At 59.0% G+C, this 24,089-nt stretch carries 21 protein-coding genes; 9 read left to right on the top strand and 12 right to left on the bottom strand.

Features of this window, described 5'->3' with window-relative positions:
- Window positions 1-147: 147 nt before the first annotated feature.
- Complete coding sequence (locus BM132_RS09010; RefSeq protein WP_092454739.1) at window positions 148-3,042, top strand: sensor domain-containing phosphodiesterase; 2,895 nt, start codon at window positions 148-150, stop codon at window positions 3,040-3,042.
- 113 nt (window positions 3,043-3,155) lie between these two features.
- Here the strand turns inward: BM132_RS09010 and BM132_RS09005 are convergent, their stop codons facing one another.
- The gene (locus tag BM132_RS09005; protein ID WP_047225545.1) at window positions 3,156-3,782 is read right to left on the bottom strand and encodes a LysE family translocator; all 627 of its coding nucleotides are present in this window, start codon (window positions 3,780-3,782) and stop codon (window positions 3,156-3,158) included.
- 304 nt (window positions 3,783-4,086) lie between these two features.
- Here BM132_RS09005 and BM132_RS09000 point away from each other — a divergent pair, with 304 nt between their 5' ends.
- Window positions 4,087-4,779 carry a type 1 glutamine amidotransferase domain-containing protein gene (locus BM132_RS09000; RefSeq protein WP_092454737.1) on the top strand — a complete coding sequence of 231 codons (693 nt, stop codon included), beginning with the start codon at window positions 4,087-4,089 and terminating at the stop codon, window positions 4,777-4,779.
- A 110-nt stretch (window positions 4,780-4,889) separates the two neighbouring features.
- Here the strand turns inward: BM132_RS09000 and BM132_RS08995 are convergent, their stop codons facing one another.
- Window positions 4,890-5,786: a LysR family transcriptional regulator gene (locus BM132_RS08995; RefSeq protein WP_092454735.1), complete on the bottom strand. Its 897-nt coding sequence runs from the start codon at window positions 5,784-5,786 to the stop codon at window positions 4,890-4,892.
- A 111-nt stretch (window positions 5,787-5,897) separates the two neighbouring features.
- Here BM132_RS08995 and BM132_RS08990 point away from each other — a divergent pair, with 111 nt between their 5' ends.
- Window positions 5,898-6,725, top strand: a complete 828-nt coding sequence (locus tag BM132_RS08990) for an SDR family oxidoreductase (RefSeq protein WP_092454733.1) — start codon at window positions 5,898-5,900, stop codon at window positions 6,723-6,725.
- Window positions 6,726-6,770: 45 nt separating this feature from the next.
- Here BM132_RS08990 and BM132_RS08985 read toward each other — a convergent pair whose 3' ends face one another.
- Window positions 6,771-7,661, bottom strand: coding sequence for a LysR family transcriptional regulator (locus BM132_RS08985; protein WP_092396467.1), 891 nt, complete (start codon window positions 7,659-7,661; stop codon window positions 6,771-6,773).
- Between the two features lie 170 nt (window positions 7,662-7,831).
- Here BM132_RS08985 and BM132_RS08980 point away from each other — a divergent pair, with 170 nt between their 5' ends.
- The 3 genes from BM132_RS08980 to BM132_RS08970 all read left to right on the top strand — a co-directional run bounded on the left by BM132_RS08980 (window position 7,832) and on the right by BM132_RS08970 (window position 11,618).
- Window positions 7,832-8,914, top strand: a complete 1,083-nt coding sequence (locus BM132_RS08980; RefSeq protein ID WP_092454731.1) for a 4-oxalomesaconate tautomerase — start codon at window positions 7,832-7,834, stop codon at window positions 8,912-8,914.
- Between the two features lie 56 nt (window positions 8,915-8,970).
- Window positions 8,971-10,275 carry a CitMHS family transporter gene (locus tag BM132_RS08975; RefSeq protein ID WP_092454729.1) on the top strand — a complete coding sequence of 435 codons (1,305 nt, stop codon included), beginning with the start codon at window positions 8,971-8,973 and terminating at the stop codon, window positions 10,273-10,275.
- A gap of 89 nt (window positions 10,276-10,364) precedes the next feature.
- Complete coding sequence (locus BM132_RS08970; protein ID WP_092454727.1) at window positions 10,365-11,618, top strand: OprD family porin; 1,254 nt, start codon at window positions 10,365-10,367, stop codon at window positions 11,616-11,618.
- A 78-nt stretch (window positions 11,619-11,696) separates the two neighbouring features.
- Here BM132_RS08970 and BM132_RS08965 read toward each other — a convergent pair whose 3' ends face one another.
- Window positions 11,697-12,500 carry a helix-turn-helix transcriptional regulator gene (locus BM132_RS08965; protein WP_092454725.1) on the bottom strand — a complete coding sequence of 268 codons (804 nt, stop codon included), beginning with the start codon at window positions 12,498-12,500 and terminating at the stop codon, window positions 11,697-11,699.
- A gap of 97 nt (window positions 12,501-12,597) precedes the next feature.
- On the opposite strand from BM132_RS08965, the gene BM132_RS08960 reads away from it, so the two are divergent.
- Window positions 12,598-13,557 (top strand): threonine dehydratase, encoded by a 960-nt coding sequence (locus BM132_RS08960; protein WP_092454723.1) that lies wholly within the window; start codon window positions 12,598-12,600, stop codon window positions 13,555-13,557.
- A 215-nt stretch (window positions 13,558-13,772) separates the two neighbouring features.
- On the opposite strand, the gene BM132_RS08955 is transcribed toward BM132_RS08960, so the two are convergent.
- The 3 genes from BM132_RS08955 to mhpT form a co-directional block, all read right to left on the bottom strand.
- Window positions 13,773-13,955, bottom strand: coding sequence for a hypothetical protein (locus tag BM132_RS08955; protein WP_092454721.1), 183 nt, complete (start codon window positions 13,953-13,955; stop codon window positions 13,773-13,775).
- A 70-nt stretch (window positions 13,956-14,025) separates the two neighbouring features.
- Window positions 14,026-15,234, bottom strand: coding sequence for a chromate efflux transporter (chrA, locus tag BM132_RS08950; RefSeq protein ID WP_177218154.1), 1,209 nt, complete (start codon window positions 15,232-15,234; stop codon window positions 14,026-14,028).
- Between the two features lie 117 nt (window positions 15,235-15,351).
- Window positions 15,352-16,629 carry a 3-(3-hydroxy-phenyl)propionate transporter MhpT gene (gene mhpT, locus BM132_RS08945; RefSeq protein ID WP_092454717.1) on the bottom strand — a complete coding sequence of 426 codons (1,278 nt, stop codon included), beginning with the start codon at window positions 16,627-16,629 and terminating at the stop codon, window positions 15,352-15,354.
- 277 nt (window positions 16,630-16,906) lie between these two features.
- Between mhpT and BM132_RS08940 the strand changes: the two genes are divergently transcribed.
- On the top strand, window positions 16,907-18,217 hold the full coding sequence (locus tag BM132_RS08940; RefSeq protein ID WP_092454716.1) for an OprD family porin: 1,311 nt from the start codon (window positions 16,907-16,909) through the stop codon (window positions 18,215-18,217).
- Between the two features lie 103 nt (window positions 18,218-18,320).
- Here the strand turns inward: BM132_RS08940 and BM132_RS08935 are convergent, their stop codons facing one another.
- The 4 genes from BM132_RS08935 to BM132_RS08920 all read right to left on the bottom strand — a co-directional run bounded on the left by BM132_RS08935 (window position 18,321) and on the right by BM132_RS08920 (window position 22,102).
- Window positions 18,321-18,821: a lipocalin-like domain-containing protein gene (locus tag BM132_RS08935; RefSeq protein ID WP_092454714.1), complete on the bottom strand. Its 501-nt coding sequence runs from the start codon at window positions 18,819-18,821 to the stop codon at window positions 18,321-18,323.
- 51 nt (window positions 18,822-18,872) lie between these two features.
- Entirely contained in the window at window positions 18,873-20,261 is a 1,389-nt protein-coding gene (locus BM132_RS08930) for a tripartite tricarboxylate transporter permease (protein ID WP_092454712.1), read from the bottom strand.
- The gene (locus tag BM132_RS08925; RefSeq protein WP_092454710.1) at window positions 20,258-20,734 is read right to left on the bottom strand and encodes a hypothetical protein; all 477 of its coding nucleotides are present in this window, start codon (window positions 20,732-20,734) and stop codon (window positions 20,258-20,260) included. The genes BM132_RS08930 and BM132_RS08925 overlap by 4 nt, the downstream gene beginning before the upstream one ends.
- Before the next feature lie 69 nt (window positions 20,735-20,803).
- A complete protein-coding gene (locus tag BM132_RS08920; RefSeq protein WP_092454708.1) occupies window positions 20,804-22,102 on the bottom strand; it encodes a hydroxymethylglutaryl-CoA reductase, degradative in 1,299 nt (432 codons plus the stop codon).
- A 136-nt stretch (window positions 22,103-22,238) separates the two neighbouring features.
- Between BM132_RS08920 and BM132_RS08915 the strand changes: the two genes are divergently transcribed.
- Window positions 22,239-23,609, top strand: a complete 1,371-nt coding sequence (locus BM132_RS08915; protein WP_092454706.1) for an aminotransferase-like domain-containing protein — start codon at window positions 22,239-22,241, stop codon at window positions 23,607-23,609.
- Window positions 23,610-23,628: 19 nt separating this feature from the next.
- Here the strand turns inward: BM132_RS08915 and BM132_RS08910 are convergent, their stop codons facing one another.
- Complete coding sequence (locus BM132_RS08910) at window positions 23,629-23,871, bottom strand: hypothetical protein (RefSeq protein ID WP_092454704.1); 243 nt, start codon at window positions 23,869-23,871, stop codon at window positions 23,629-23,631.
- Window positions 23,872-24,089: the final 218 nt, after the last annotated feature.

The following is a 24,089-nucleotide window of genomic DNA, read 5'->3' as shown; positions in this document are numbered from 1 at the left end:
GACCGATGAACACACATTGCGTCGTGATAGCACTCAAGTGAATAAAACGATTGAAAAAACCCTCCGGACGCTATACACCGAAGGCTCATTGGCATATTGCCCGGCAATCAGTTATTCAATCTCGCCATTGCGGCGCAGGGAGCGCTGATGAGTTTTCGCCCATTGAGTGATCCCCCGCAGCAATCGAATCATTGCGGTGTGGCAACTCACCCGCCAGAAAACCCGGATGCGGCCGGCATGGCATACGTTGGCAACGAAGACGCGATCGAACAATTGCTGGAATCAGCGCGCACCTGGGCCCACACCACCCAGTGGGTGGTTTATCGCGCCGGTGAACAACTGCATCGGGTGGGGCAGGGCGACCCTCGGGCGCAGTGGCCGGCCAGCGTTGCGAACGAAGAGTTCGAGCGCTTCTGCCGGACCCAACGATTGTGCCGCTGGCCGACCGGTCGGGGCGAAAATGTGCTGGGTTGGCTACTGGCGCCAGTCACCGCTGCCCAAGAGCCAGCCTTCGCCGAGTTTGCCCTGCGTTTGGGTATCCAGATCCAGACCAATACCCTGGCCCGCGCCCAGATTACTCAGCGTGTGCTTTATGAAATTACCTACCTGGCCAGTTCCACCCGCGACCGCTCCGTGTTCCTGGTGGGGGTTCACCGGTTGCTCGCCAGCCTGATCGATGCCGAGAACTTTTATCTCGCGCTGTATGACCCCCACAGCGGAAAGATCGACTACCCGTATTACGTCGACATCATCGATGTCGATGCCGTGGAGGCCCAACACTACGAATACCTTGATCCTTCGCACCTGTCGTTGACCGGCCAGGTGTTGACCTCGGGTCAGCCGTTGCTGATCGACGCCGCGGGTATTTGCGCCGCTCAGGCCGAGGGCCGTTTCTATTGCGTGGGTGATCGTCCTGAGTTCTGGATGGGTGCTCCGCTGAAAAATGCCTCCGATGAAGTGTTTGGCATGCTTGCCATGCAGGTCTACGACGTTGCACGCACCTACAGCGCCGAAGACCGCGCGCTGTTTCTGGTGGTGGCCCGGCACGTGGCCATGGCGCTGGACCGGATTCTGCACCGTGAGGGAATGGAAGAGACGGTGATGCGTCGCACGCTGGAGCTGTCGGCAGTCAACGCCGCGTTGAGACAGGAAGTGGCGGACCGCGAGCGCGCCGAGCACCTGCAGAGCGCGCTGTTCCAGATTGCAGAACTGTCGAGCCAGCCTGGGGACATGGCGGAGCTGTTCCAAACCTTGCATGGCATTGTCGGTGATTTGCTGTCCGCGCAGAACTTCTACATCGCGCTGTTCGACGACGCGATTGATGAAGTCACCTTTCCGTATTATGTCGATGAGCGCAGAACCACCCTGCCGGAGGCACGACGTGGGTGCCGGGGGCTGACGGAGTACGTTATCCGCCAGCGCCGTCCTTGCCTGATTGACCCTTTTGACGCGGATCGGTTGTCTGCGCAAGGTGAACTCGAAGTGGCCTACGAGTCGGTCCGATTCCATTCCTGGCTGGGCATTCCGTTGTTCGATGGCGATGTGGTACGGGGTGTGCTGGCGGTGCAAAGCTATACCGCCCAAGTGCGCTACACCCTGCGCGACCAGGAACTGCTGACGTTCGTGTCACGGCACATTGATACGGCATTGTCGCGCCGTACCGCCGCAGAAGCGATCCATGCCGCCAACCTCAGGCTCGAAGCCAGGGTACAGGACCGCACCCGTGAGCTCGATCACGCCAACGCCAAGCTGCAACACGAAAACGCCCACGATGCACTCACCGGGCTGCCGAATCGCACCTACCTGCAGCAGCGCCTCAATCTGGCCTGGGCGCGGTTCGAGAGCGACGGCGGGCAATTGTCGGTGATGTTCATCGACCTCGACCGTTTCAAGATGGTCAATGACAGTTTCGGCCACCATTTTGGCGACCTGCTGTTGATGCAGGCCGCTCACCGTTTGCGCAGTTGCCTGCGAGACACCGACATGCTGGCCCGCCTGGGGGGCGATGAGTTTGCAGTGCTGGCGCCGGAGGCGCCGCTGGCGGTGGTGATCGAAATCGCCGAGCGGATTCTGTCGGTGTTCGACCTACCGTTTTTCATCAATGATCACGAAGTTTTTTCGTCCTGCAGCATCGGTATTGTCAGCGCCGACAGTCAGTTCCACCACGAACCCGCTGACTTGCTGCGCGATGCCGATGCGGCGATGTACCGGGTCAAGAGTGCCGGGCGCGACAGTTACGCAGTGTTCAACCAGGAAGTGCGTCGCGAGGTCTCGGACCAGGTCGAGCGCGAAGCGGCCCTGCGCAATGCGCTCAAGCGTACCGACGAACTGTTGCCGTATTTTCAGCCGATTGTCAGCGTCGAAAGCGGTGAGCTGGTGGCCCTTGAAGCGCTGATCCGCTGGCATCAACCGGGCGGACGGATCATCGCGCCGGGCGAGTTTCTGCCCGATGTCGAGGGGTTGCGTCTGATCGGTCGACTGGATCTGTACATGCTCACCAGCATCGTAGCGATCCTCGCACAACCGCAACATGCCAATTGGCCACCGGTGCATGTCAATTGCTCCAGCTACAGCATGACGCGCCCGGATTTTGCCGATGATGTGCTGGCACTGTTGGCCCGTTACAACGTCGCGCCGTCGCGGATCTGCCTGGAGTTGACCGAAGGTGCGCTGGTGGCCGAGCCCGCCATTGCCCGACTGACCATGCAGCAACTGGCCGACAACGGCATGTCGGTGGTGCTCGATGACTTTGGCGCAGGATTTTCCTCCCTGAGCTATGTGCATCAATACCGTTTCAGCGGTTTGAAGATCGACAAGTCGTTCATTTTCGAGCTGACCAGCAGCCCTCGCAGTCGGGCGATCGTCCGGGCGATCGTGCGTATGGCCGAATCACTGGACCTCAGCGTGGTGGCCGAAGGTGTCGAAGATGAAGAGACGCTGCTCTTGCTGCGAGAGATGGGGGCAGGGCAGGCTCAAGGTTATTATTTTGCCAAGCCGATGGGGCTGCAGGCATTGCTGGCGACTTCGTTGGTCGGTGGCTAGGTGCATAGGGACCTGCCGTTCGTTCTACCTTCAATTGCCTCTGAATCTTTGAAGAAAAGCCGCGATCACTGAACGCGGCTCGATTTTTATTGCGCCGATCAAACCTGAGGCGGCTACTTCTGCCTGAGGGCGGCGATGGACAGTCCTGACACGATGAAGGTCAATCCTGCCCCGAGGTTCAGTCCGTTGGTAAGGCGTGGGCGTTGACAGATGTATTGCGACAGGCGCGTGGCGAAGATCCCCATCAACGAGAACCCCACGGCCGTCAGCAGGGCGAACCAGAACCCGTAGACCAACATCTGTACGGTGACTGAGCCGAGCGCGGGGTTGATGAATTGAGGGATGAACGCCAGGACGAACAACCCGGGTTTGGGGTTTAGCGCCGCCGAAAGAAAGCCTGTAAGCAAAATGCTTCGCAGTGGCTGTCGTGCGGCGGGCGCGAAGGTGATCAGGCTTCTGGAGCGCAGCACCTTGATCCCGAGCCAGACCAGATAGGCCGCCCCTACCAATTTGACGACCCAGAAGGCAACCGTCGAGGTCTGGATCAACAGCGTCAGCCCGAGCGAAGCGGTGGTGACGTGAAACAAGATGCCCAGCCCAGAGGACAGGCCGGACACGATGGCGGCCAGGCGACCCTGGCTCAGCCCCCGTCCTATGGCCAGCAGATTGTCAGGACCGGGTGACAAGACCAGCAGCACGCAGGCTGCGGTGTAGGTGAACCAGATATCCATCGGAAACACGGTGAAGCTCCCTGTGAGGTATGAATGGGGTCAACGGATGATGCCCGCGAGGCTGTCCTGGATTGTGGCGCTGGCAGAGACAAGACCAAGGTCTTTCATTTCTAGCAGCGGTGAACCGGTTCGGCAACTCAATAACGGGCTCCGAACTCCTCGGCAGCGGGGCTGATTGGGGCGAGTAACGCTGGGATTAACGACCGTTTCATAAGGATTCGCTTCACCCACTTGAACGTCTACTACCAAGCGGCCTCTGACGTAATGCAGGGCGAACATACGCCGCTCATTCCGTCTTGGAGGATAGGTTTACATGAACATTCTAATGGTCCTGACGTCCCACGATCAGTTGGGTAATACCGGCAAGAAAACGGGGTTTTGGCTGGAAGAATTCGCCGCTCCCTATTACGTGTTTGTCGACGCCAAAGTGGCGGTTACGCTCGCATCTCCAAAGGGAGGGCAACCGCCGCTGGACCCCAAGAGCGACGAGGAACAGGCCCAGACGGACGCCACTCGCCGCTTCAGCGCCGATACCCGGGCCCAGGCAGCGTTGGCCGACACGGTGCCGCTGGGCGAAATTGACCCCTACGACTTCGATGCGGTGTTCTACCCCGGAGGCCATGGGCCGCTGTGGGATCTGGCCGAGAACACTGATTCCAAGACCCTTCTCGAAGCCTTTTACGCCGCGAATAAACCCATCGCGGCCGTCTGTCACGCGCCTGGGGTGTTCAAGAACGTCAACTCGCCGGATGGCCATCCAGTGGTCAAGGGCAAGAAAGTGACCGGGTTCACCAACTCTGAAGAAGAGGCCGTGGGATTGACCCAGGTGGTGCCGTTTCTGGTGGAGGACATGCTCAAAGCCAGAGGTGGCGAGTATTCAAAGGCGGCGGACTGGGCGAGTTACGTGGTCGAGGATCGCCATCTGATCACCGGCCAGAACCCGGCTTCTTCCGAAGCCGCCGCCAACGCGCTGCTCAAGCGCTTGCAGCAAGGGCAGAAGGCCTGAGTCAGCTCAAACAAGGGCCGGATCGCAACCGACGCGTCGGCCTTGAGGCCGTCGCGCGTTCACCTCGCAAGGGCGCACGCCGTTATGTTCGAATGCACAGTCGCGGACAATCAATGAGACTCGCGCAGGACCTCGATGAAGGCCTGCAAGCCTGATGGGATATAGCGGTGCCCCGGATAATACAGAAAAAAACCCGGAATCCTGGGGCACCAATCCGCGAGGACCTCGACCAGACGAGCGTCTGCCAGAGGTTGCGATACCGTCTGCTCTGGCACGTAAGCGATGCCGAGCCCGGATATGGCTGCATCGACCATGATTTCGGCATTATCGAGGGTTAGCTGCCCTTTGGGCTCGATGACCAAGGATTGGCCGTTCCTGGAGAATTCCCATCTATAAGGTTTACCACTGGGCATCCGGATGCAGATGCATTGATGTCCTGGCAGATCATCCGGCGTAAGGGGGGCAGGATGAGTCTTCAGGTATTGGGGTGACGCCACGGTAATAAATCGCGTATCGGTTCCTATCGGCACGGCGATCATGTCTTGGGGGATCGCTTCACCTAAACGGATACCGGCGTCGAAGCCCTCGGCCACAATATCGATCAGACGGCCCTCGGTCACGAGGTCAACCGACATCTGGGGGAAGCGTTCCAGGAATATCGGAAGGGCAGCTTTCATCAAAACGCGCGCGGCCTGTTCGCTGGCATTGATCCGTAAAGTGCCGCTGGGAAGATCCCGGTATTCATTGACTTCCTCAATCGCCAGCTCGAATTCGCGCAACACAGGCGCCAGTCGTCTTAGCAGGCGCTCTCCCGCTGCCGTCGGTGAAACGCTGCGCGTGGTGCGGTGCAGCAAACGCACCCCAAGACCGGCCTCCAGCGTTTTCATCATATGACTCAGGGTAGAGGCTGACAGGCCCAACTCATCGGCCGCTTTACGAAAGCTGCGATGAGCAACGATGCGGGTCAGTGCCCGTAAATCGGCAAGCGAAAGGGGTAAATGATTCATGGCTATATTTCATTAGCTCATCCGAATTCTGCCCCATAGTAGCAGCAGTCCGGCTGACGTAGTTTGGTCTCACATCGATGGCAACTCACCCTTCATTCGGAGATCAAGCACATGAGCAAAACCTGGTTAGTGACTGGAAGTTCCTCCGGCATCGGTCTGGCGGTGGTCGAACAATTGCTGGCGCGGGGGGACCGTGTGGCGGCCACTTTGCGTAAGCCTCAGGCCTTGAGTCACTTGAAGACACGCTACGGCGAGCAACTGTGGACAGCGATGCTCGATGTAAATGACGCAGCGGCGATCCGCGCTGTGGTTCATCAGGCGTTCACCGAGCTAGGACGTATTGATGTTGTGGTGAGCAGTGCGGGCTACGCGTTGTTTGGTGCGGCGGAGGAAGTCAGCGATGAACAGATCGACCAGCAGTTGCAAACGAATCTGCTCGGTTCTATTCAACTCATCCGTGCCTGCCTACCGTTTCTGCGCAAACAGGGGGGCGGTCGAATTCTTCAAGTGTCCTCGGAGGGCGGGCAGCTCGCTTACCCGAACTTCAGCCTTTACCACGCAAGCAAATGGGCCATTGAGGGATTCGTTGAATCGGTCGCTCTGGAAGTCGCACCTTTTGGGATCGAATTCACCCTGGTGGAACCGGGCCCGACACGGACTAATTTCGGCGCCGCGCTGGTTCGCCCGCCCGCGATGGCTGAGTACGAGCAAACGCCTGCCGGTGAAGTGCGTAAAGCAATCGCCGAGGGTACTTTCCCGCTTACCGGCGATCCGCAAAAAATGGCCAGGGCCATGCTCGAGATTGTCGACGTCGATCCCGCACCCAGGCGTCTACTGCTAGGCAGGGGGGCATACGAGCGTGTTCGCAATGCTCTGGTCCAACGGCTGGCTGAGCTGGAGCAATATCAAGGGCTTGCAATGAGCACGGAGGTTGACTGAGATCGGCCCGTTTCTCATCCAGTCCTGATCATGGACACCGAAAAATCAGTGTTCCCATTGCTCGAGCAATATCGAGACAAATTTTTCCGCTGCCGGGGAGAGCGATGCGCCCCTTCGATAGACCAGGCCCAGCGATCGGTTTACCACCGGATCAATCAACGGCACGCTGACCAATGTCGGGTGATCCTCGGCTGGCATTGCGAGGCTGGGCATGGCCGACACCCCGAGGCCGGCCTCGACCAACCCCAACGATGTAGACAAGTGCTGCACTTCGTAGAACCACTGCGGACGCCAGCTCAAGCCCGACAAGGCGTGGTCCAGCAGCATTCGATTGCCGCTCAGACGACCGACACCGATCAGTCGATAATCGCTGAGCTCAGACCAGCTTACCGAGCTGCGCCCGGCCAGTTCATGGTCGCGTCGACAGGCTAAAACGAAAGGTTCGTTGACCAATGGCACGAACTCGATGTCCGGGTGCTGGCCACTCATCATATTGATACCGAAGTCGGCTTCGCCACGCAGCACCGCCTCGAGCCCTTCGTTGGCGCTGAGGTCGAGCAGGCGGATGCGGATTTTGGGGTAGCGCTCGTTATACAGGCGGATCACTGAAGGCAGGAAATAGAAGGCCGCGGTGGGGATGCAGGCCAGCGTTACGCGGCCGATCTGGCGCTCCGCCAGTTCGCGAATATTGAGAATCGAATCGTCGAAATCATCCAGCAGACGCCGCGCCTTGGGCAGGAAATCGCGCCCGACGCTGGTCAGGCTGACCTTTCGGGTGGTGCGATCGAGCAAGGCGGTCCCCAGGCCTTCCTCCAGTTTTTTCATGCGACGGCTCAGGGCCGGTTGGGAGAGATGCAACGCATCGGCGGCTTCGTGGAAACTGCCTAGTTCAGCGATTTTCACGAAAGATCGTATGTCCTGAAGCTCGTATTCCATGTTCTTTCTCACTGGGGCAAGAGCAATGCGCCGGGAAAAACATCGTAAATTAATTCATTCGTGAAACGCAATAATTGCTCTGATCTTTGCATTGGAAACACTTTTAAAACCCTGCCACTCTTGTGTCCAGAACATCAATTATCCAGATTGATCAACAAGAGTTAGTGTTCATGCAGCGAATTCCTTGTGTGCTGATGCGCGGTGGTACCTCCAAAGGACCCGTATTTCTTGCCTGGGACCTGCCCAGTGCCATCGCCGAACGTGATGAGCTGCTGCTCAACCTGATGGGCTCCGGCCATGAGCTGGAAATCGACGGCATCGGTGGCGGCAGCCCGCAGACCAGCAAAGTGGCAATCGTCAGCCCCTCGTTGCACCCGGACGCGGATGTCGACTATCTGTTCGTCCAGGTCATGGTTTCCCAGCGCCGGGTCGATACCGCACCCAACTGCGGCAACATGCTGTGCGCCGTCGGTCCGTTTGCCATCGAGCAGGGGCTGGTCAAGGCTGGCGGCGATCTGACCCGCGTGCGTATTCGCAACCTCAATACCGGGACCTTCGTAAATTCAGAGGTGCAAACCCCTGGGGGCAAGGTCAGCTATGAAGGGGACACCGCCATCGACGGCGTGCCTGGCACGGCCGCTCCGGTGCAACTGACCTTTCTGGATGCGGCGGGTAGCAAGACCGGCAAGCTCTTCCCGACGGGGCAATCTCTGGACCTGATCGATGGCATCCCGGTGACCTGTATCGACATGGCAATGCCGATGCTGATTGTCGAGGCCCGTCAGCTTGGCAAGCGTGGCGATGAAAGCCCCGCCGAACTGGACGCCGATAAGGCGTTCCTGCAACGCCTGGAGTCCCTGCGACTCAAAGCCGGCCTGGCCATGGGCCTGGGTGATGTCAGTGACAAGGTCATCCCCAAGCCAGTGCTGGTGTCGCCTGCCAAGTCGGGCGGGACGGTCCAGGTGCGCTACTTCATGCCGCACAACTGTCACCGCGCCCTGGCCATCACTGGCTCCATCGGTCTGGCCACCGCTTGCGTGACGCAAGGCAGCGTCGTGGCGCAGTTGCTCGGCGGCATCAGCGAGCCGCGCCTGCAGCAGGTTCGCATCGAACACCCCAGCGGCGGGATCGATGTCGTGCTGTCCTATACCGGCGAAAAGGGTGAGACCATTCGTGCCTCGGTGGTGCGCACCGCCCGCCGGCTTTTCTCAGGTTACGTCTACGCCACGGTTTCCCAGCGCCTGGCAGGATAGCCCAGGCAGACCTCGTCATTGCATCAGCGACTCAATAACAACAAGAGATCTGACATATGCTCGCTTTACTTGGCTTGGCCATGGTGGTGGTCTTCACCTTCCTGATAATGACCAAACGCTTGTCACCGATCGTCGCCTTGACGGTGGTGCCCATCGTCTTCGCCGTGATCGGCGGTTTTGGCGGTACCACCGGCAAGATGATGCTGGACGGCCTGAAAATGGTCGCGCCGTCGGCGGCGCTGCTGTTGTTCGCCATTCTGTTTTTCGGCCTGATGATCGACGCCGGTCTGTTCGACCCGCTGATCCGCAAGATCCTCAAGCGGGTCAACGGTGACCCGATGAAAATCGCCGTGGGCACGGCGCTGCTGTCGCTGTTGGTGGCGCTGGACGGTGACGGCACGACCACGTACATGATCACCTGTGCAGCGATGTTGCCGCTGTACAAGCGCATCGGCATGAACCCAATGATCCTGGCGACCATTTCCATGCTCTCGTTGAGCATCATGAGTGGCATGACGCCCTGGGGCGGCCCGGCGACCCGTGCGATCGCAGCGCTGGGCCTGGATGCCGGTGAGTATTTCGTACCTTTGCTGCCGACCATGATCGGCGGTGCGATGTGGGTGGTGTTCACGGCGTTTCTGCTGGGGCGTGCCGAACGCAAGCGCATCGGCAACACCCATCTGCAAAGCGGTGGGGGTAATTGCTACATCAAGGCGATTATTGAAGACTCGCCGCACAAGCGCCCGAAACTGGCCTACGTCAACCTGCTGCTGGTGACCGCAGTGATGGTTGCGCTGGTGATGGGCCTCATGCACTCGGCGATCCTGTTCCTGATCGGTTTTGTCCTGGCGCTAATGATCAACTATCCGCAACTGGATATTCAGAAAGAACGGATCCTCGCTCATTCGGGGAATGCCATGACCGTGGTTCTGTTGGTGTTTGCCGCAGGTATCTTCGCCGGGATCTTCTCCGGGACGAAAATGGTCGATGCGCTGGCGCAAACCCTGGTCGACTGGATTCCGCCATCCTGGGGCCATCTGTTCCCGCTGGTGGTTGCGATTACCAGCATGCCGCTGACCTTCGTGCTGTCCAACGATGCCTACTACTTCGGTGTCGTGCCGATCCTGGCCAACGCCGCTGCCGCCTATGGCATTGATCCGGTCGAGATTGCACGGGCTTCCATTCTCGGCCAACCGGTGCACCTGATGAGTCCGCTGGTGGCCTCGACCCTGCTGCTGGTCGGCATGGTGGACCGTGATCTGGGCGACTTCCAGAAAGCCACCGTCAAGTGGGCCGTGCTCACTTCCCTGGTCGTGACTGCGTTGGCATTGCTGACGGGGGCAATAAGCCTGTTCTCCTGATCCCCCACGTCTTTTTAAGGACCTGACGCCCCACGCCAGTGGGGTGGACGGCTAGCTGCATTCCAAATAACAACAATGAGTAGTTTGATATGACCTCTGTTTATACCTGTGGAGCTTTATTGACTCTCCTGGCTTTGTTGCCGCTGGCCAATGCCAATGCGCAAGGTTTTATCGACGACAGCAAACTCAAGCTGCAATTGCGCAATGTTTACATCAATGAGAATTTCCGCGATGAACATGGCATGAGTGCGCGAGCGGCCAACACCGCCAAGAGCGAGCGAACCGAATGGGGCCAAGGCTTTTTGCTTGATTATCAGTCGGGATTCACATCTGGCAGCCTCGGCCTGGGTATTGATGCGTTGGGCCTGCTGGGGATCAAGCTCGACTCTGGCCGCGGTCGTAGCGGCACTGGCCTGCTGCCTTTGCATGATGACGGCCGTGCCGCCGATGAATTTGCGAGCTTTGGGATGACCGCCAAGGCCCGATTTGCCAAGACCACCGTCAAATACGGTACGTTGCTTCCTAAAACGCCGGTGCTCATTTACAACGATGCCCGATTGCTGCCTCAGACCTACCAGGGCGGCCAGTTCACGAGCACCGACATTGACAACCTTAGCCTGACGGGCGGCTATCTTGGTCGTTTCAAGTTGCGAGATTCGAGCGACAGTATGCCCATCGTGCCAGACGGCTACAGTGGCGATAAGTCAGGGGACTTCAGTTACCTCGGTGCCGATTACAAGTTGGGCAAGATGATTCGCCTTAGCTACTTCCATGGCGAACTGGAGAACTTCTATCGGCAGAACTTCGCGGGTATCCAGCATGATCTGCCGCTCGGCTCAGGCGTGCTGACCAGTGATCTGCGCTACTTCCGCAGCGTTGATAGCGGTTCTGCCTATGGCGGTAAAATCGACAACCATATGCTCAGCGGCCAACTGTCTTACGCTGTCGCAGGCCATACCGTAGGCGGCGGCTATCAAACACTCAAGGGCGACGCTGGGCTGCCCTACATCAGCGGGGCGTCCGTTTATTCTTTCAGCAACGCCGGCATAGGTAAGTTCATAGAGGAAGACGAGAAGACATGGATGCTCAACTACGGCTACAACTTCGCCGCCCTGGGCGTCCCCGGCCTGACGTTCTCCACTCGTTACCTTAGCGGCGACGATGGAGAGTCCAACACCACAATCAAAGAGTGGGAGCGCGATGCTGAGCTGGCTTATGTGGTGCAGCAGGGCACTTTCAAAGGGGTGGGCGTGAAGTTGCGCAATTACGTCTACCGCTCTGAATTCTCGAGGGGCCGGGACAGTAACCGGCTCTACCTGACCTACGATATTGCCCTTTGGTGATCGTTCGTGCCGACGCACCGACCAATGGCCGGTGCCGCTGGGTTGGCACTTTTTTTATCGCCGTCAGAAGTCTTGAGCTCAGCGCAACTGCACCGGACTCACCCCAAGCCGTTGCTTGAACGTGGTTGCCATGTGCGCCTGGGAATTGAACCCGCAGGCGAGGGCGATTTCCGACAGCTTGGCAGTGGAATCACGCATCAGTGCGCGGGCCTTGGCCAGGCGCCGGTCGATCAGGTAGCTGTGCGGGCTTTTGCCCGTGGCGAGCTTGAAGGCGCGCATGAAATACCCTTCGGACAGGCCAAGCAAACCTGCCATCGCCGATACGCCTAGCGGCTCGTCAAGACTCGCCTCGATAAACTCATCCAGCTGGCGCATGCGCCGGGGGGTGATAGTGCCTTGGTTGGGTGTCGACAACGCCGCGTCACCCGTCGCCCGTTGCGTCAGCGCCAATGCCCAGGTTTCCCAGTCGTCTTCCACACCGGCACGTAACAGCGCGCCGCGCATTCGCAGAGCCAGATGAATGGCCCGCTGGTCGATACGATTGTTGAATGCCCGATCCCCGGTCATGAGGGCGCCGTCGGTACGCATCACCCGCAGGTATTCGCCACCTTTGCGTGATTCGGAGAACACGTCGCACCCGGCCGGGACGAATGCCAGGCCGTTGGGCATCGCCTCGAAGGGAAGCACTCGATCGCTGCCGAGGGCGTGCACGCCGCGCTGGCTGTCGAAGGCAAAACCAATCGACGCCTGGGTTGCCACATAGCGGGTCGAGTAAGCAGCGCTGGGCAGTAATTCGATCACCCAGGACCCGGTCTCGACACGGCGGACCGGTTCAGACAAGGGCGCGGGTGGTCGGCTATTTGAATGGCTCATGAGCGTCATAGTAGTCAAGACAGGGCGCAAAAGTCAGGTCGGTTTTTTGAAAGCCGACCCAAGGCTGCGGTGTCTAGACTGGCTAGCCACTCAGGGAGACAACCTCATGCACCGACTGACTCGTGACGATATTGAACTGGCTGCTCGCCATGTTTACCAAGTGATGCCCGCCACTGCCCAGTATTCCTGGCCCTTGCTGGCCCAACGGCTGGGCTGCACGGTGTGGGTCAAGCACGAGAACCACACCCCCACCGGCGCTTTCAAGATACGCGGCGGCATCACCTTCATGCATTGGCTCAAGCGCGAACATCCAGAAGTAAAAGGCATCGTCTCCGCCACCCGTGGCAACCATGGCCAGAGCCTGGCGCTGGCGGCGAGTGCGCTGGGTTTGAAGGCGTTGATAGTCGTGCCCCAGGGCAACTCGCTGGAAAAGAACAATGCCATGCGCGGCTTTGGCGGTGAGGTCATTGAGTGTGGCCGGGATTTTGATGAAGCCCGTGAAGAGGCAGCCCGCTTGGCGCAAGTGCATGGGCTGTTCCTGGTGCCACCGTTTCACCTGGAGCTGGTCAAAGGCGTGGCCACGTACGCTCTGGAACTGTTCACCGCCGCGCCGCAACTCGATACGGTCTATGTGCCGATTGGCTGTGGGTCGGGCATCTGTGGCGTGATCGCCGCTCGCGATGCGCTGGGCCTGAAAACCCGGGTGGTGGGGGTGGTGTCCACTGAGGCCATGGCGGCAAAGTTATCGTTTGAGACTGGCGAAATACGCGAAACCGCCTCGGCAGATACCTTTGCTGATGGCCTTGCCGTGCGCAAACCGATTCCCGAGGCGTTCGCCCTCTACAAAGCGGGGGCCGCACGGATCGTAGCGGTCAGTGAGGCGGAAATTGCCGAGGCCATGCGCGTCTATTACACCGACACCCATAACCTCGCCGAAGGGGCCGGCGCCGCGGCCTTGGCGGCGCTTATTCAGGAGCGTGAAGCCAGGGTGGGGGAAACAGTGGGGGTGATTCTGTCGGGTGGCAATGTCGATCGGTCGGTGTATGCGGGCGTGATCGGGGGGTAACAGGTGTACACGGAATGGATCTGAAAAAACGCCCGTTGATGCGTGTAATGCTGTTCGTTCAAGAGAAAACGGTGTTTCTTCCGAGCTGGGAAGACGCACCGTTTTTTCTTGAATGAACAGCTTTATGTTGATGCGCGACACTTCGCGCATTCAAGCGACTTCCAAGGGAAATGGCGCAAACCGTAAAACTGACCTCGAGGGACTGGTGCATTGGGTTAGTGACCATCCGCCACCTTGCGTTCTATTTCGGCTATTTTTCGTCTCAGTTCCTCAGCCTCCTCCTCGGTTTGAGCTGGAGTGGGGCCGTCCTCGACATCGCTTTCAACCTGTACGCCGGATGTATCGGTAGACGGGTTGTGCGAAGTTTTTTCCAGGTCGTCATCGTCATTGTTGTTCATATCGCTCACCTCTGTTGGCCTACACATTGGATGCAGCGGTATGGCGTGAGTTCGAGTTTTTTGCCAGCGATCAGGATAGAACCGCGCTCAACAATCCACCCGCGATGCCGCTTCCGATCACCACCAGCCACGGCGGCAACTTCCAGAACATCAGGGCGACCAGTGCCACCAGAGCGAGTCCGAAATCCTGTGGTGCGTGAATTGCGCTGGTCCAGACAGGGTTGTAGAGGGCTGCCAGCAACAGGCCAACCACCGCCGCATTGACGCCCAACAGTGCAGCTTGGGTGCGCCCGTTACGGCGCAGGCGCTCCCAGAAGGGCAATGCGCCGACGACCAGCAGAAAGGAGGGGGCGAAGATCGCCAAGAGGCAGATCAGACCGCCCAACCAGCCGGACGGGGCATTGGTCATCGAGGCGCCAAGAAACGCCGAAAAGGTAAACAAGGGGCCAGGAACAGCCTGCGCCGCGCCATAGCCGGCCAAAAAGGCGTCATTGCTGACCCACCCGGAGGGCACGACCTCGGCTTGCAGCAGCGGCAACACGACATGCCCGCCACCGAACACCAGTGCTCCGGCACGGTAGAAAGCGTCCACCATCGACAGCGTCTGGTTCGGGAGCATGGCCGACAGCAGCGGCAATCCCATCAGCAAGGCAAAGAACAGCGTCAACCAGAGCAGGCCAACTCGACGCCTGACCGTTATTGGCAGGGGATCATGGGTTGAATCGTGCTGAGGCTTGAACAGCACGAGGCCGATGATCGCTGCGATGGCAATGACCCCCACCTGTCCCCATGCCGTCGGCATCAGAAGGACGAAGCAGGCCGCCGCCGCCATGAGGGTGATGCGCGGTGCATCCGGGCAAAGATTGCGTGCCATCCCCCACACGGCTTGGGCCACCACGGCGACGGCCACCACCTTCAGACCGTGCAGTACGCCAGAAGGCATCGCATCGCCGTAACGGGCGATGCCCAGCGCAAACAGAATCAGGGCAATCGCTGACGGTAGCGTGAAGCCTGCCCATGCGGCGGCCGCCCCGGCGTAGCCAGACCGGGACAGCCCTAGCGCGATCCCGACCTGGCTGCTGGCGGGCCCTGGGAGGAACTGGCACAGAGCAACCAGATCCGCATAGCTGCGTTCGCTCAGCCACTGTCGCCGCGTCACGAACTCTTCGCGAAAATAGCCCAAGTGGGCAATGGGGCCACCGAAAGAGGTCAAGCCCAATCGTAAGAAAATCAGAAAGACCGCCCAAGGGCTGCGGTCAGTTCCAGCGGTATCGGCCATGGTCACACCTGGGGCTGTGGCAGTGTGGCGCGATAATAATCGAATTACGTTAACGAAAAACGATATAAAGGCGAACACTTGGACGCTCTTACTAATCGGTGTTGCACCCCGTTGATATCAGGCTTTGGCCTTATCCATCGATAGGCTCGGTGGGGCAGAGCGGACAATGACGCTGATGATGGTCAATGCCGCAATCACCAAACCGGGCGAGGTGGCCAGCAAGACACCGGTGGTGCCGGCTCCGGCCGCCAGAATCTGCCCGGCCGCCAAAGGCCCGGCCACCGAGCCTAAACGACCGATCGCTACCGCTGCGCCAACGCCGGTGGCACGCACCGACGTTGGATAGGAGGGTGGAGCCAGGGCGTAAAGCACCAGTTGCGCGGCCATCACAAACAACCCGGCTGCAAAGCCGGCGATGGCCATGGGGACGATGCCCACAGACAGGTCGACCCCGCCCAGCGCCACCAATAATCCGGTGTACACGAACAGCACCACCTTGATGCCGTTGCAGCGATCCAGCAACAATCCGCCAAGCAAGGAACCGAGGGCGCCGCCGATATTGAAGAGCATCTGTACCAGGCCTGCCTGGGGTTTACTGAAGCCCTGTTCCAGCAGCAGCGAGGGCAGCCAGTTGAGCAACATGTACATCACGGTGAGGGTGAAGAAGTAACTCAACCACAACGCCAGGGTCACGCTGGCCCGGCCTTCGCCGAACAAGGCCTGACCGGTTGACGTGCGCATGGGGTTGGCGGTGTCTTGTTGCTGGCGAAAGGCGCTGGATTCGGGCAGCAACACCATCATCAGCGGCACCACCAACAAAGGCGCGAGCCCGCCGATGATGAAGGTCGTCTGCCAATGTTCGGGAAACAGCATGGCGACCACCGCCGCCAGTGCCCCACCCAATGGCACGCCGGCATACATGATGCTGATGGCCGTACCGCGCCGTTGCTCGCCCACGGCTTCGGCACACAAGGCGATCAGGTTGGGCAGGGCGGCGCCCAGGCCCAGGCCCGTCATGAAGCGGACCCACAGCAGGCCAGAGAAAGAGCCGATATAGGCGGTGCTGAGCGAAAACACGCCAAACAGCAACACCGCTGCGATGAGGATTTTCTTGCGACCGATGCGATCGGCAATCCAGCCGCCGAAGAAGGCGCCCGGTAGCAAACCGATAATGCCGGCACTGAACACCCAACCCATCATTTTCGGGTCCAGGGCAAAGGTCTGACGCAGCCCTGCGGCGGCAGTGCCGGCAGCTTGCAGGTCAAAGCCTTCAATCAAAGCGACGATAAAACACAGGGCAATGGTCAGCGTCGTGCGACGTGATGGGGTGTCCATGGCAAACCTCTTTATTGTTTTTGTGAGTGTACTGACGGGCGCACGCAGGCTTGCTCGCATCCCGCAATGCCAAGCCGAAATTAAGATTAACAAAGATAACTAAAAAATGAACGCTCACAGAAGAAGCCCAAAATAATCGCTATAAGCTTATTTAAATCAATGGCATGTAATGTATTTTTTGGGTTTTCTTGAAAATAGATATGAATATTAATGTTCGATTATCGGCCGGTATGGATTGACGGCGCCTCCGCCTTTTCCCACTCTCTGGCCCGAGATCGCGGCTATATGGCTGTCGATCACGTTCAAAAAAAACAACAACAATAAGTGGACATCGGACATGGCGAATTCACCCCGGGGCGTCCTTGCGACGACCTCAGTCTCACCTCTTTGCGCACGCGGCCTCGTCCTGTGGGGCTTATATGCGGTCACCACCCCAGCACTGTCGGAAGGCTTCATCGACGATAGCCACGGCACCTTGACCTTGCGCAATTTTTACCTGGATCGGGATTACAAGGACGAGGGGGCGAAAACCGCGGCTCGGGAGTGGGCTCAGGGCTTCATCATGAATGTGGAGTCGGGTTTTACGTCGGGCACTGTCGGTTTCGGCCTGGACGCCCGTGGATTGATAGGGGTCAAGCTGGACTCCTCACCGGACCGCAGCGGCACTGAATTGCTGCCGGTGTCCAGCGGCGACAAGCGCGCGGCGGACGAATATTCGCGCCTGGCCATGACTGCCAAAATGCGCTTTGCGCAAACCACGGTGAAGACCGGCGATGTGTCGATCTTCCTGCCGTTCGCCTTTGCCAGCCCGTCGCGGTTGCTGCCGCAGACGTTTCGCGGCACCACGCTCAGTTCCAAGGACATCGACGGACTGACGCTCAATACCGGCTACATCGATCGCATCAACAAGCGTGACTCCACCGACTACCAGCCAATGAGCATCGCTTCGCCGAACGGGCGTTTCAACGGTGCGGCTACTTCATCGCACATGGCCTATGTCGGTGGCGATTATCAGGTAAACAAAGACCTCAGCCTGCGGGCTTATCACGCTGAAGTAGCCGACCTATACCAGCAGAACACCCTGGCCTTGCTGCATAACGTGCAATTGGGCGAAGGCACGTTGAGCACTGACCTGCGCAGCTTTTTCAGCGACGAAGAGGGCAGCGCCAAGGCCGGCAAGGTGGACAACCGCAACCTCTCGGCGTTGTTCGGCTATCGTTTTGGCGGTCATCGCCTGAGCCTGGGTTACATGCATGCCAGCGGCGACACGGCGACGCCTTATGTGTCAGGCACTGAGTTGATGGGCATGAGCGAGTTGACCATGAGCTCGGACTTTCTCAACGCCAAGGAACGGACCTGGCAGGCGATCTACGATTATGACTTCGCCGCCGCCGGGGTGCCCGGCTTGAAGAGCCGGCTGCGTTACGTGCGCGGTGACAATATCGAACTGGCGGCACTCAATGCCGACGACCGTAAGGAGCGGGAATTCCAGATGGAACTGGGCTATGTGATCCAGGGCGGTCCGCTGAAGAATGTCGGGTTGATGGTGCGCAAATCGATCTATCGCAACGACTTCCCGGCCGGGGCGGCGTTTCGCGATGAAAACCAGACCCGCTTCCTGGTGCTCTACACGGTGCCGATCTGGTAAGCCGTGGGGCGAGTGGGTACTCGCATTGCGCAAGCGTGGGCTGAGCTGTGCTCAGCTCACTTTGAATTGAGCCGGCCCGGTCTGGGCTGCTCGCGACGCACAGCTACTTCACCCGCTCAAAGATGATATGAACCTTCGTTCCGTCGGGACGCTGGAAATTTTCCACCATCCGGTTGCCCTCGACTTTCAGTTGCAGGTCATCTTGAGTACGTGTCGCGCCCACCCAATTCGGGAACGTCGATCCTTCGACGGTATTGCCGGTGAATTCACCGTTCTGGTCGACGGTATATCGTCCGAAAAAACCGATGCTCCCAGCCATCGCTGCTCGGTTTTCTTCATCGGTTCCTTCGCCCCGAACGCTGGATCGAAACGCGGGCACTCGCGGATCGGTGAGCACCTCGACAAACGTCAAATCTTCAGTGAACACCAGCCATCCATGTGGATTAGGGCCGTACGCATCCGACCGGATGCCATCGCGTTCAATGGTTGCGCTGACCATTTTCCATGTCCCGACCAGTGGGCTTTTCGTGGCGGAAAACGCAGCGGTGCAAAGCGAAAAGGCCATGATCGCACCCGCTGCCAGTACCGATATTTTCAGGGTCATTCGCATCACCGTTGTGGGTTATCTGAACACTGTTGTAGAGGGTTAAAAACATCACGCATTCATCAGGGCAACCAGGGCGGGAACAGACAGCACGGCTGTGTAATAGCCCATGAACTGCACACCGATGTTGAAACCCAAAAAGCGTGAAAGGAAACCGCCCAGCAGGCCGATGGTGACGATCACCAGCAACCCCAGCAGGCCACCTTCCCAGATGCCGATCACCAGGATCAGGCCAACAAAGGTCGAGATCACCGCTTCGTGACTGATCTTGCGCGACACATAGGACGCGGCTCTGTGGGCGTAATTCATGGTGAAGGGGTAAGCGATCAGGATGGCGACGACCACGGCCAATAACCCGTAGCCAAAAAACTCCCAGGTGCTGAGCAGCGAATGCAAGTTGTTCACCTCGCCTGTCGCCGCGTCGACGCTAAAGCGCGGTGGGGCATTGAACAGTGGCGCTGCCGGGCCCGCTGCGACAGGGCTCAGTGGCAGGCCGAAGGCGATCAGCGGGATCAAGGCTTCGGCCAGGTAGGTTGATTCCGTAACGCCGTTTCGAGCGGTGATGACCGTGGTCAGGCGATGGTAGACATGCTTGACCCTCGAACCGACGAGCTCGCCCATGATCACGGTCATGGCCACCGGGCTGAACACAAAGGTCGCGCTGGAGATCACCGCAGTAATGGCCGTCCACAGGCTCTGCTTACTGTCCAGCACCTTGAGCGGATTAGGAAAAAAGCCACCCCAGCTTTTTACATCGGGCGACAGGGAAAACGTGCGCACTTGCTGGCGTCGCATGGTTTCCCGCTCGGCGGGCGCGAGCAGCGAGAACAGCGCGGCGATCAACGGGCCAATGGCGATGCCCAGAAAGTAACTGACGCTGAGCTTGACCCCGAACTGTGCGGTCATGGTTTGCAGGCCAACGATGATCATGACGAACGGAATCAGCGTCAGCACGGCGGCCAGACGACCTTTGGAGAACCACGCGATCGCCACCGCCGCGAGCAGGAACACCCAAGGCGCAGCCTGCTTGATCATGTCCCCGAACGGCGCCAGCATCAGCGCGAACAATACGGCCATTGGCACGGCGATCAACGCGGCAATGACGGCGCCTGAAATCATCTTGCGCAGGGCAATGTGGGGCACGCCCAAGTTGCGTAGAAAGTTGGCCTCGCGCATCAATGGCGTCGCCATGGTGTCGCCAGGAATACCCAGCAACGCCGTCGGGACGGCATGGGTCATATGTTTGGCGACGGCGCCGGCCAGAAAGAACGTCAGCACGCCGGGGGCCGGGACGCCCAGCAGGACGACCAGCAAGGTCAAAGGGGCGAGGGTGGTGGTTTCATCGCTCCCGGAGATGAGCCCGATCCCGGCAAAAATCACCGCCCCCAGGATTCCCATGCCCAGTGCCATCAGGATCTGATCCATCAGTGGAACGATCATGATTGACCTCCATTGCCACTGACTGCGCCGACACCCACGGTGGTTGTTGCAGCGGGGCTTTGCGCGGGCGCACCAAGGCCTTTCTCGTAATCGGCGAACAGCTCATACAGGTCCATTTCACGCAGTTCCGCGATCGTCGCCGGCGGCAGATCAGCCAGGCTGCCCAGTGGGCCGTACTCGTTCTGCAACTCAATCAGGATTTTTGCGCGCCAAGCCGGATCCGCCAGATGTTCTATGACATGGCGCTTGGGTTTGAAAAGTAGCGCACTGATGGCGCCACCTGCCAGGCAGCCCACAATACCTATCAGCATCGCGTAGGCGCGGGCCATCTGCGCGGAGTCCACCCAGCCGACAAGCAGGTGCTGGGCGATAAAAAAAGCGCCAAGGCTGACGGCTGCACCGATGCCTATGGAGTAGAGCAGGTGGCGACCATCAACCGTGTCGCCCCATACTTCAAATAGTTCGGATTTCATCAGGATTCTCCCACTGCCCCTGGAGGGTTTTATTGTTATGAACGTGAAGAGATGTGCTTGAGTTCGTGGCTATGAGTCCGACGCCTGCGCGCGTTTTTGCTCAAGAAGTTCAGCGGCTTTGTCCGAGCGTACGTCCCGAGCCTGAACCATCTGCGTGACCAGCCAATCGACCTCATCGCCCCTGGCCCCCGCCGAAAGCGCAATGTTGCGGGCATGCAAAGCCATGTGCCCGCGTTGTATCCCCTCGGTAGACAGCGCACGCAACGCCCCCAGGTTTTGGGCGAGGCCGACCGCCACGGCAATTTCGGCAAGTTCCTGAGCGGTTTTCACGCCCAGGATGCGTAACGACAGTTGGGCCAGCGGGTGCGTCTTGGTCGCGCCGCCGACCAGGCCAACGGGCATGGGCATCTCCAACGTTCCCACTAGATGGCCCCTGCCATCTTTTTCCCAGGTCGTCAGTGACCCGTAATGTCCGTTACGACAGGCATAGGCGTGTGCTCCGGCTTCCACTGCGCGCCAGTCGTTGCCGGTGGCGACGATCAATGGGTCGATGCCGTTCATGATGCCCTTGTTGTGGGTGGCTGCACGATAGGGATCGACCACTGCAAAATTGTAAGCATCGAGAATGCCTTCAATGACGTCCTCGCCCTTGTAGGCTTTGGTGGTGAGATGTTCCGGTGCAATACGGATCTGGGCTCGGGCAAGCCGCAGGTCGGCCAGGTTCGACAGAATGCGCAGCCGGACCTTGCCGCCGGTAATCTGCTCCATCAGCGGGGCCACGGCTTCAGCCATCGTGTTTACGGTATTGGCCCCCATCGCATCGCGTACATCCACGATAAGGTGGGCGACCAGCATGGGGCCACGAGGGCTCTGGGCGAAGGTATGCACTTCGATGTCGCGGCAACCGCCACCCAACTGGTTCAGCAGTTGATCCTTGCGGTTGGCCAGTTCGATGATTTCGTCCTTGCGGCGCAACAGACTCAGACGGGCATTGAAGGGATCGTCGATGTCCACGATCTGCACTTGCGCGCGCATCAGCGGCAGCGAGCTGGAGGTCTGAAAACCACCGGCTTCGCGCGCCAGTTTGGCCATGAACGAGGCGGCGGCGACCACCGAAGGCTCCTCGACGACCAACGGCACAATGACGTCGCGTCCATTAATCTGGAAGTTGCTCGCGACAGCGTAGGGCAATTCAAATGTTCCGATGACGTTCTCGATCATGCCATCGGCTATTTCCAGGGGCAGGGCGCCGGCATCGCGGAGCAGGGCAACGTCATCTTCTGCAAGCTCAAGCAGCTGTTGCAAGTGGTTCAGGCGCTCGGCTGGCGACAGGCTACGGAACATCGGAAGGCGGGAGTCGATACTCATGGAAGGCATCCGGTTGCAGTTATTGTTTTCAATGCCTGCCACCCTATGCGTATGTGTCCTGGCAAAAAAGGTACAGTTTGGACAGACAGTACCTAAGCTGTACCCTCTGCGAATCATTCATCCAGGACTTCGTACGATGGCGCGACTGACGCTTGCCCAAGAGCTGACGGCATCATTGGTTGCGCAGATCGGCAACGGCACCTACCGAGTGGGTGACCGTTTACCGTCCCTGCGCGAGTGCATGCGTCTGTTTGGTCATTCGAAAAATACGGTGATCAACGCTTATGAATCGCTGGCCTCCCAAGGACTGGTCGAGGCGCGTCACGGGCAGGGTTTCTTCGTGACACGAGGCGCGCCGAGCAGCAGCGAACCGGAAGAGCCACTGCCCTTTACCCGGGCGATGGACACCATCTGGCTGATGCGTCAGCAGTTTGTCCGAGAGCCGGGGCACTCGCCGCTTGGGGAAGGTTTTCCGCCCGTAGAGTGGCTGATGGATCTGCGCTTGGACAAGTTCACGCGCCAGATCATGCGCATGGGGGTCACCACGCTTTTTCGCTACGGCAACCGGCTGGGTAACGCTGCATTGCGCCAACACCTGGTGCAAAAACTGGCGAGCTATTCGATTACCGCCAGTGCGCGGCAAATCGTAACGACCCATGGGGCCAATCACGCACTGGATCTGATCATCCGCCGCTTCATTGCCCCGGGGGATTACGTTTTTGTCGAAGATCCGGGCTATTACCCGCTGTTTGGCAAGCTGCAACTGCAAGGGGCGCGAATGTTATCCGTACCTCGATTGCCGGACGGGCCGGACCTGGACGTGTTGGAGCAGCATCTTCTGTTGCACAAGCCGAAATTATTTTTCATTCAGTCGGTTGGGCACAATCCGACGGGCTCCGATATCTCCCCCGGCAAAGCCCATCGACTGGTCCAGTTAGCCCATGAGCACAACTTTGTCCTGGTGGACGACGACGCGTTGGCTGATTTCAAACCGGCGTCGGCCATCAAGGTGTCTGCGCTGGATCAGTTGAGCCGTTCACTGTACGTGGGCAGTTTTTCCAAATCGGTTTCTGCGGCATTGAGGGTGGGGTTTATCGCGGGGAGCAAGGACGTCATCGATGAACTGGGTGATCTGAAAATGCTCCTGCACACCAGCACTTCGGAGCTGTGTGAGCGAACCATTGATGTCATCCTGACGGAGGGGCATTTTCTGCGACATCAGATCCGCCTGCAGGAGCGGCTCAAGAGCGCCACTGCGGCAGGTTTGCAGATGCTCGATGAGATAGGCGCCGAGGTATTCTTTCGTCCAGAGCAGAGTCTGTATTTGTGGGCCCGGTTTGCCCACATTGACGACGCCAGGGAGCTGACCCGGCAACTACTGCCGAAGGGATTCATGATTGCTCCCGGTCACATATTTTCACCGGAGCAGTCGCGTATCAATCCCTGGACGCGATTGAATGTCGCGTACCTGAATGACCCGTTGCTTAAGGCGGTGTTGAGTGGCTGATGGCTCACCGCTCAGGGGGCTAGGGCTGGGTTTGCGCACCGGTTGAAACAACGCTTTCGTTGCGGTCGACGCCCCGCGCCTCAACCGGCACCCAGAGGCGCTCACTGCGACATTTGAATTTCACGCTTTTGCGCGGCGCCATCGCCCGGGCGTTGTCCATGCACACCGCCCTGGAGGCAAAAGTCGGCCCCGGCTTTCGCTCTTCTACACAACCTTCAACGCCGCTGCAGATAGCCATAACCACAAAATAAACGGTCATCATCCTGAATGCTCCTATTAGAGCGATGCGATTAATTGCTCTGCCGTCAGGCCCTGAAATGCTGGCGGTGACAGTCGGATGATGTGCCTGCTTTCAAAGCCTCAGCAATGGCCCGCACGGGCCAATCGTCGGAAAAACGTCGTTTGTTCAGTTTTTTTCAGATTTCAAATATCGACGCCAATTCGTTGGCGTTTTTCGCAGGTCGAGCGGGTATTCCCTAT

The organism is Pseudomonas sp. NFACC45 (assembly GCF_900113505.1).
Lineage (GTDB): Bacteria > Pseudomonadota > Gammaproteobacteria > Pseudomonadales > Pseudomonadaceae > Aquipseudomonas > Aquipseudomonas tehranensis.
Note: the sequence above shows the minus strand (reverse complement) of the source record. Positions and strands in the feature narration are given on the sequence as shown.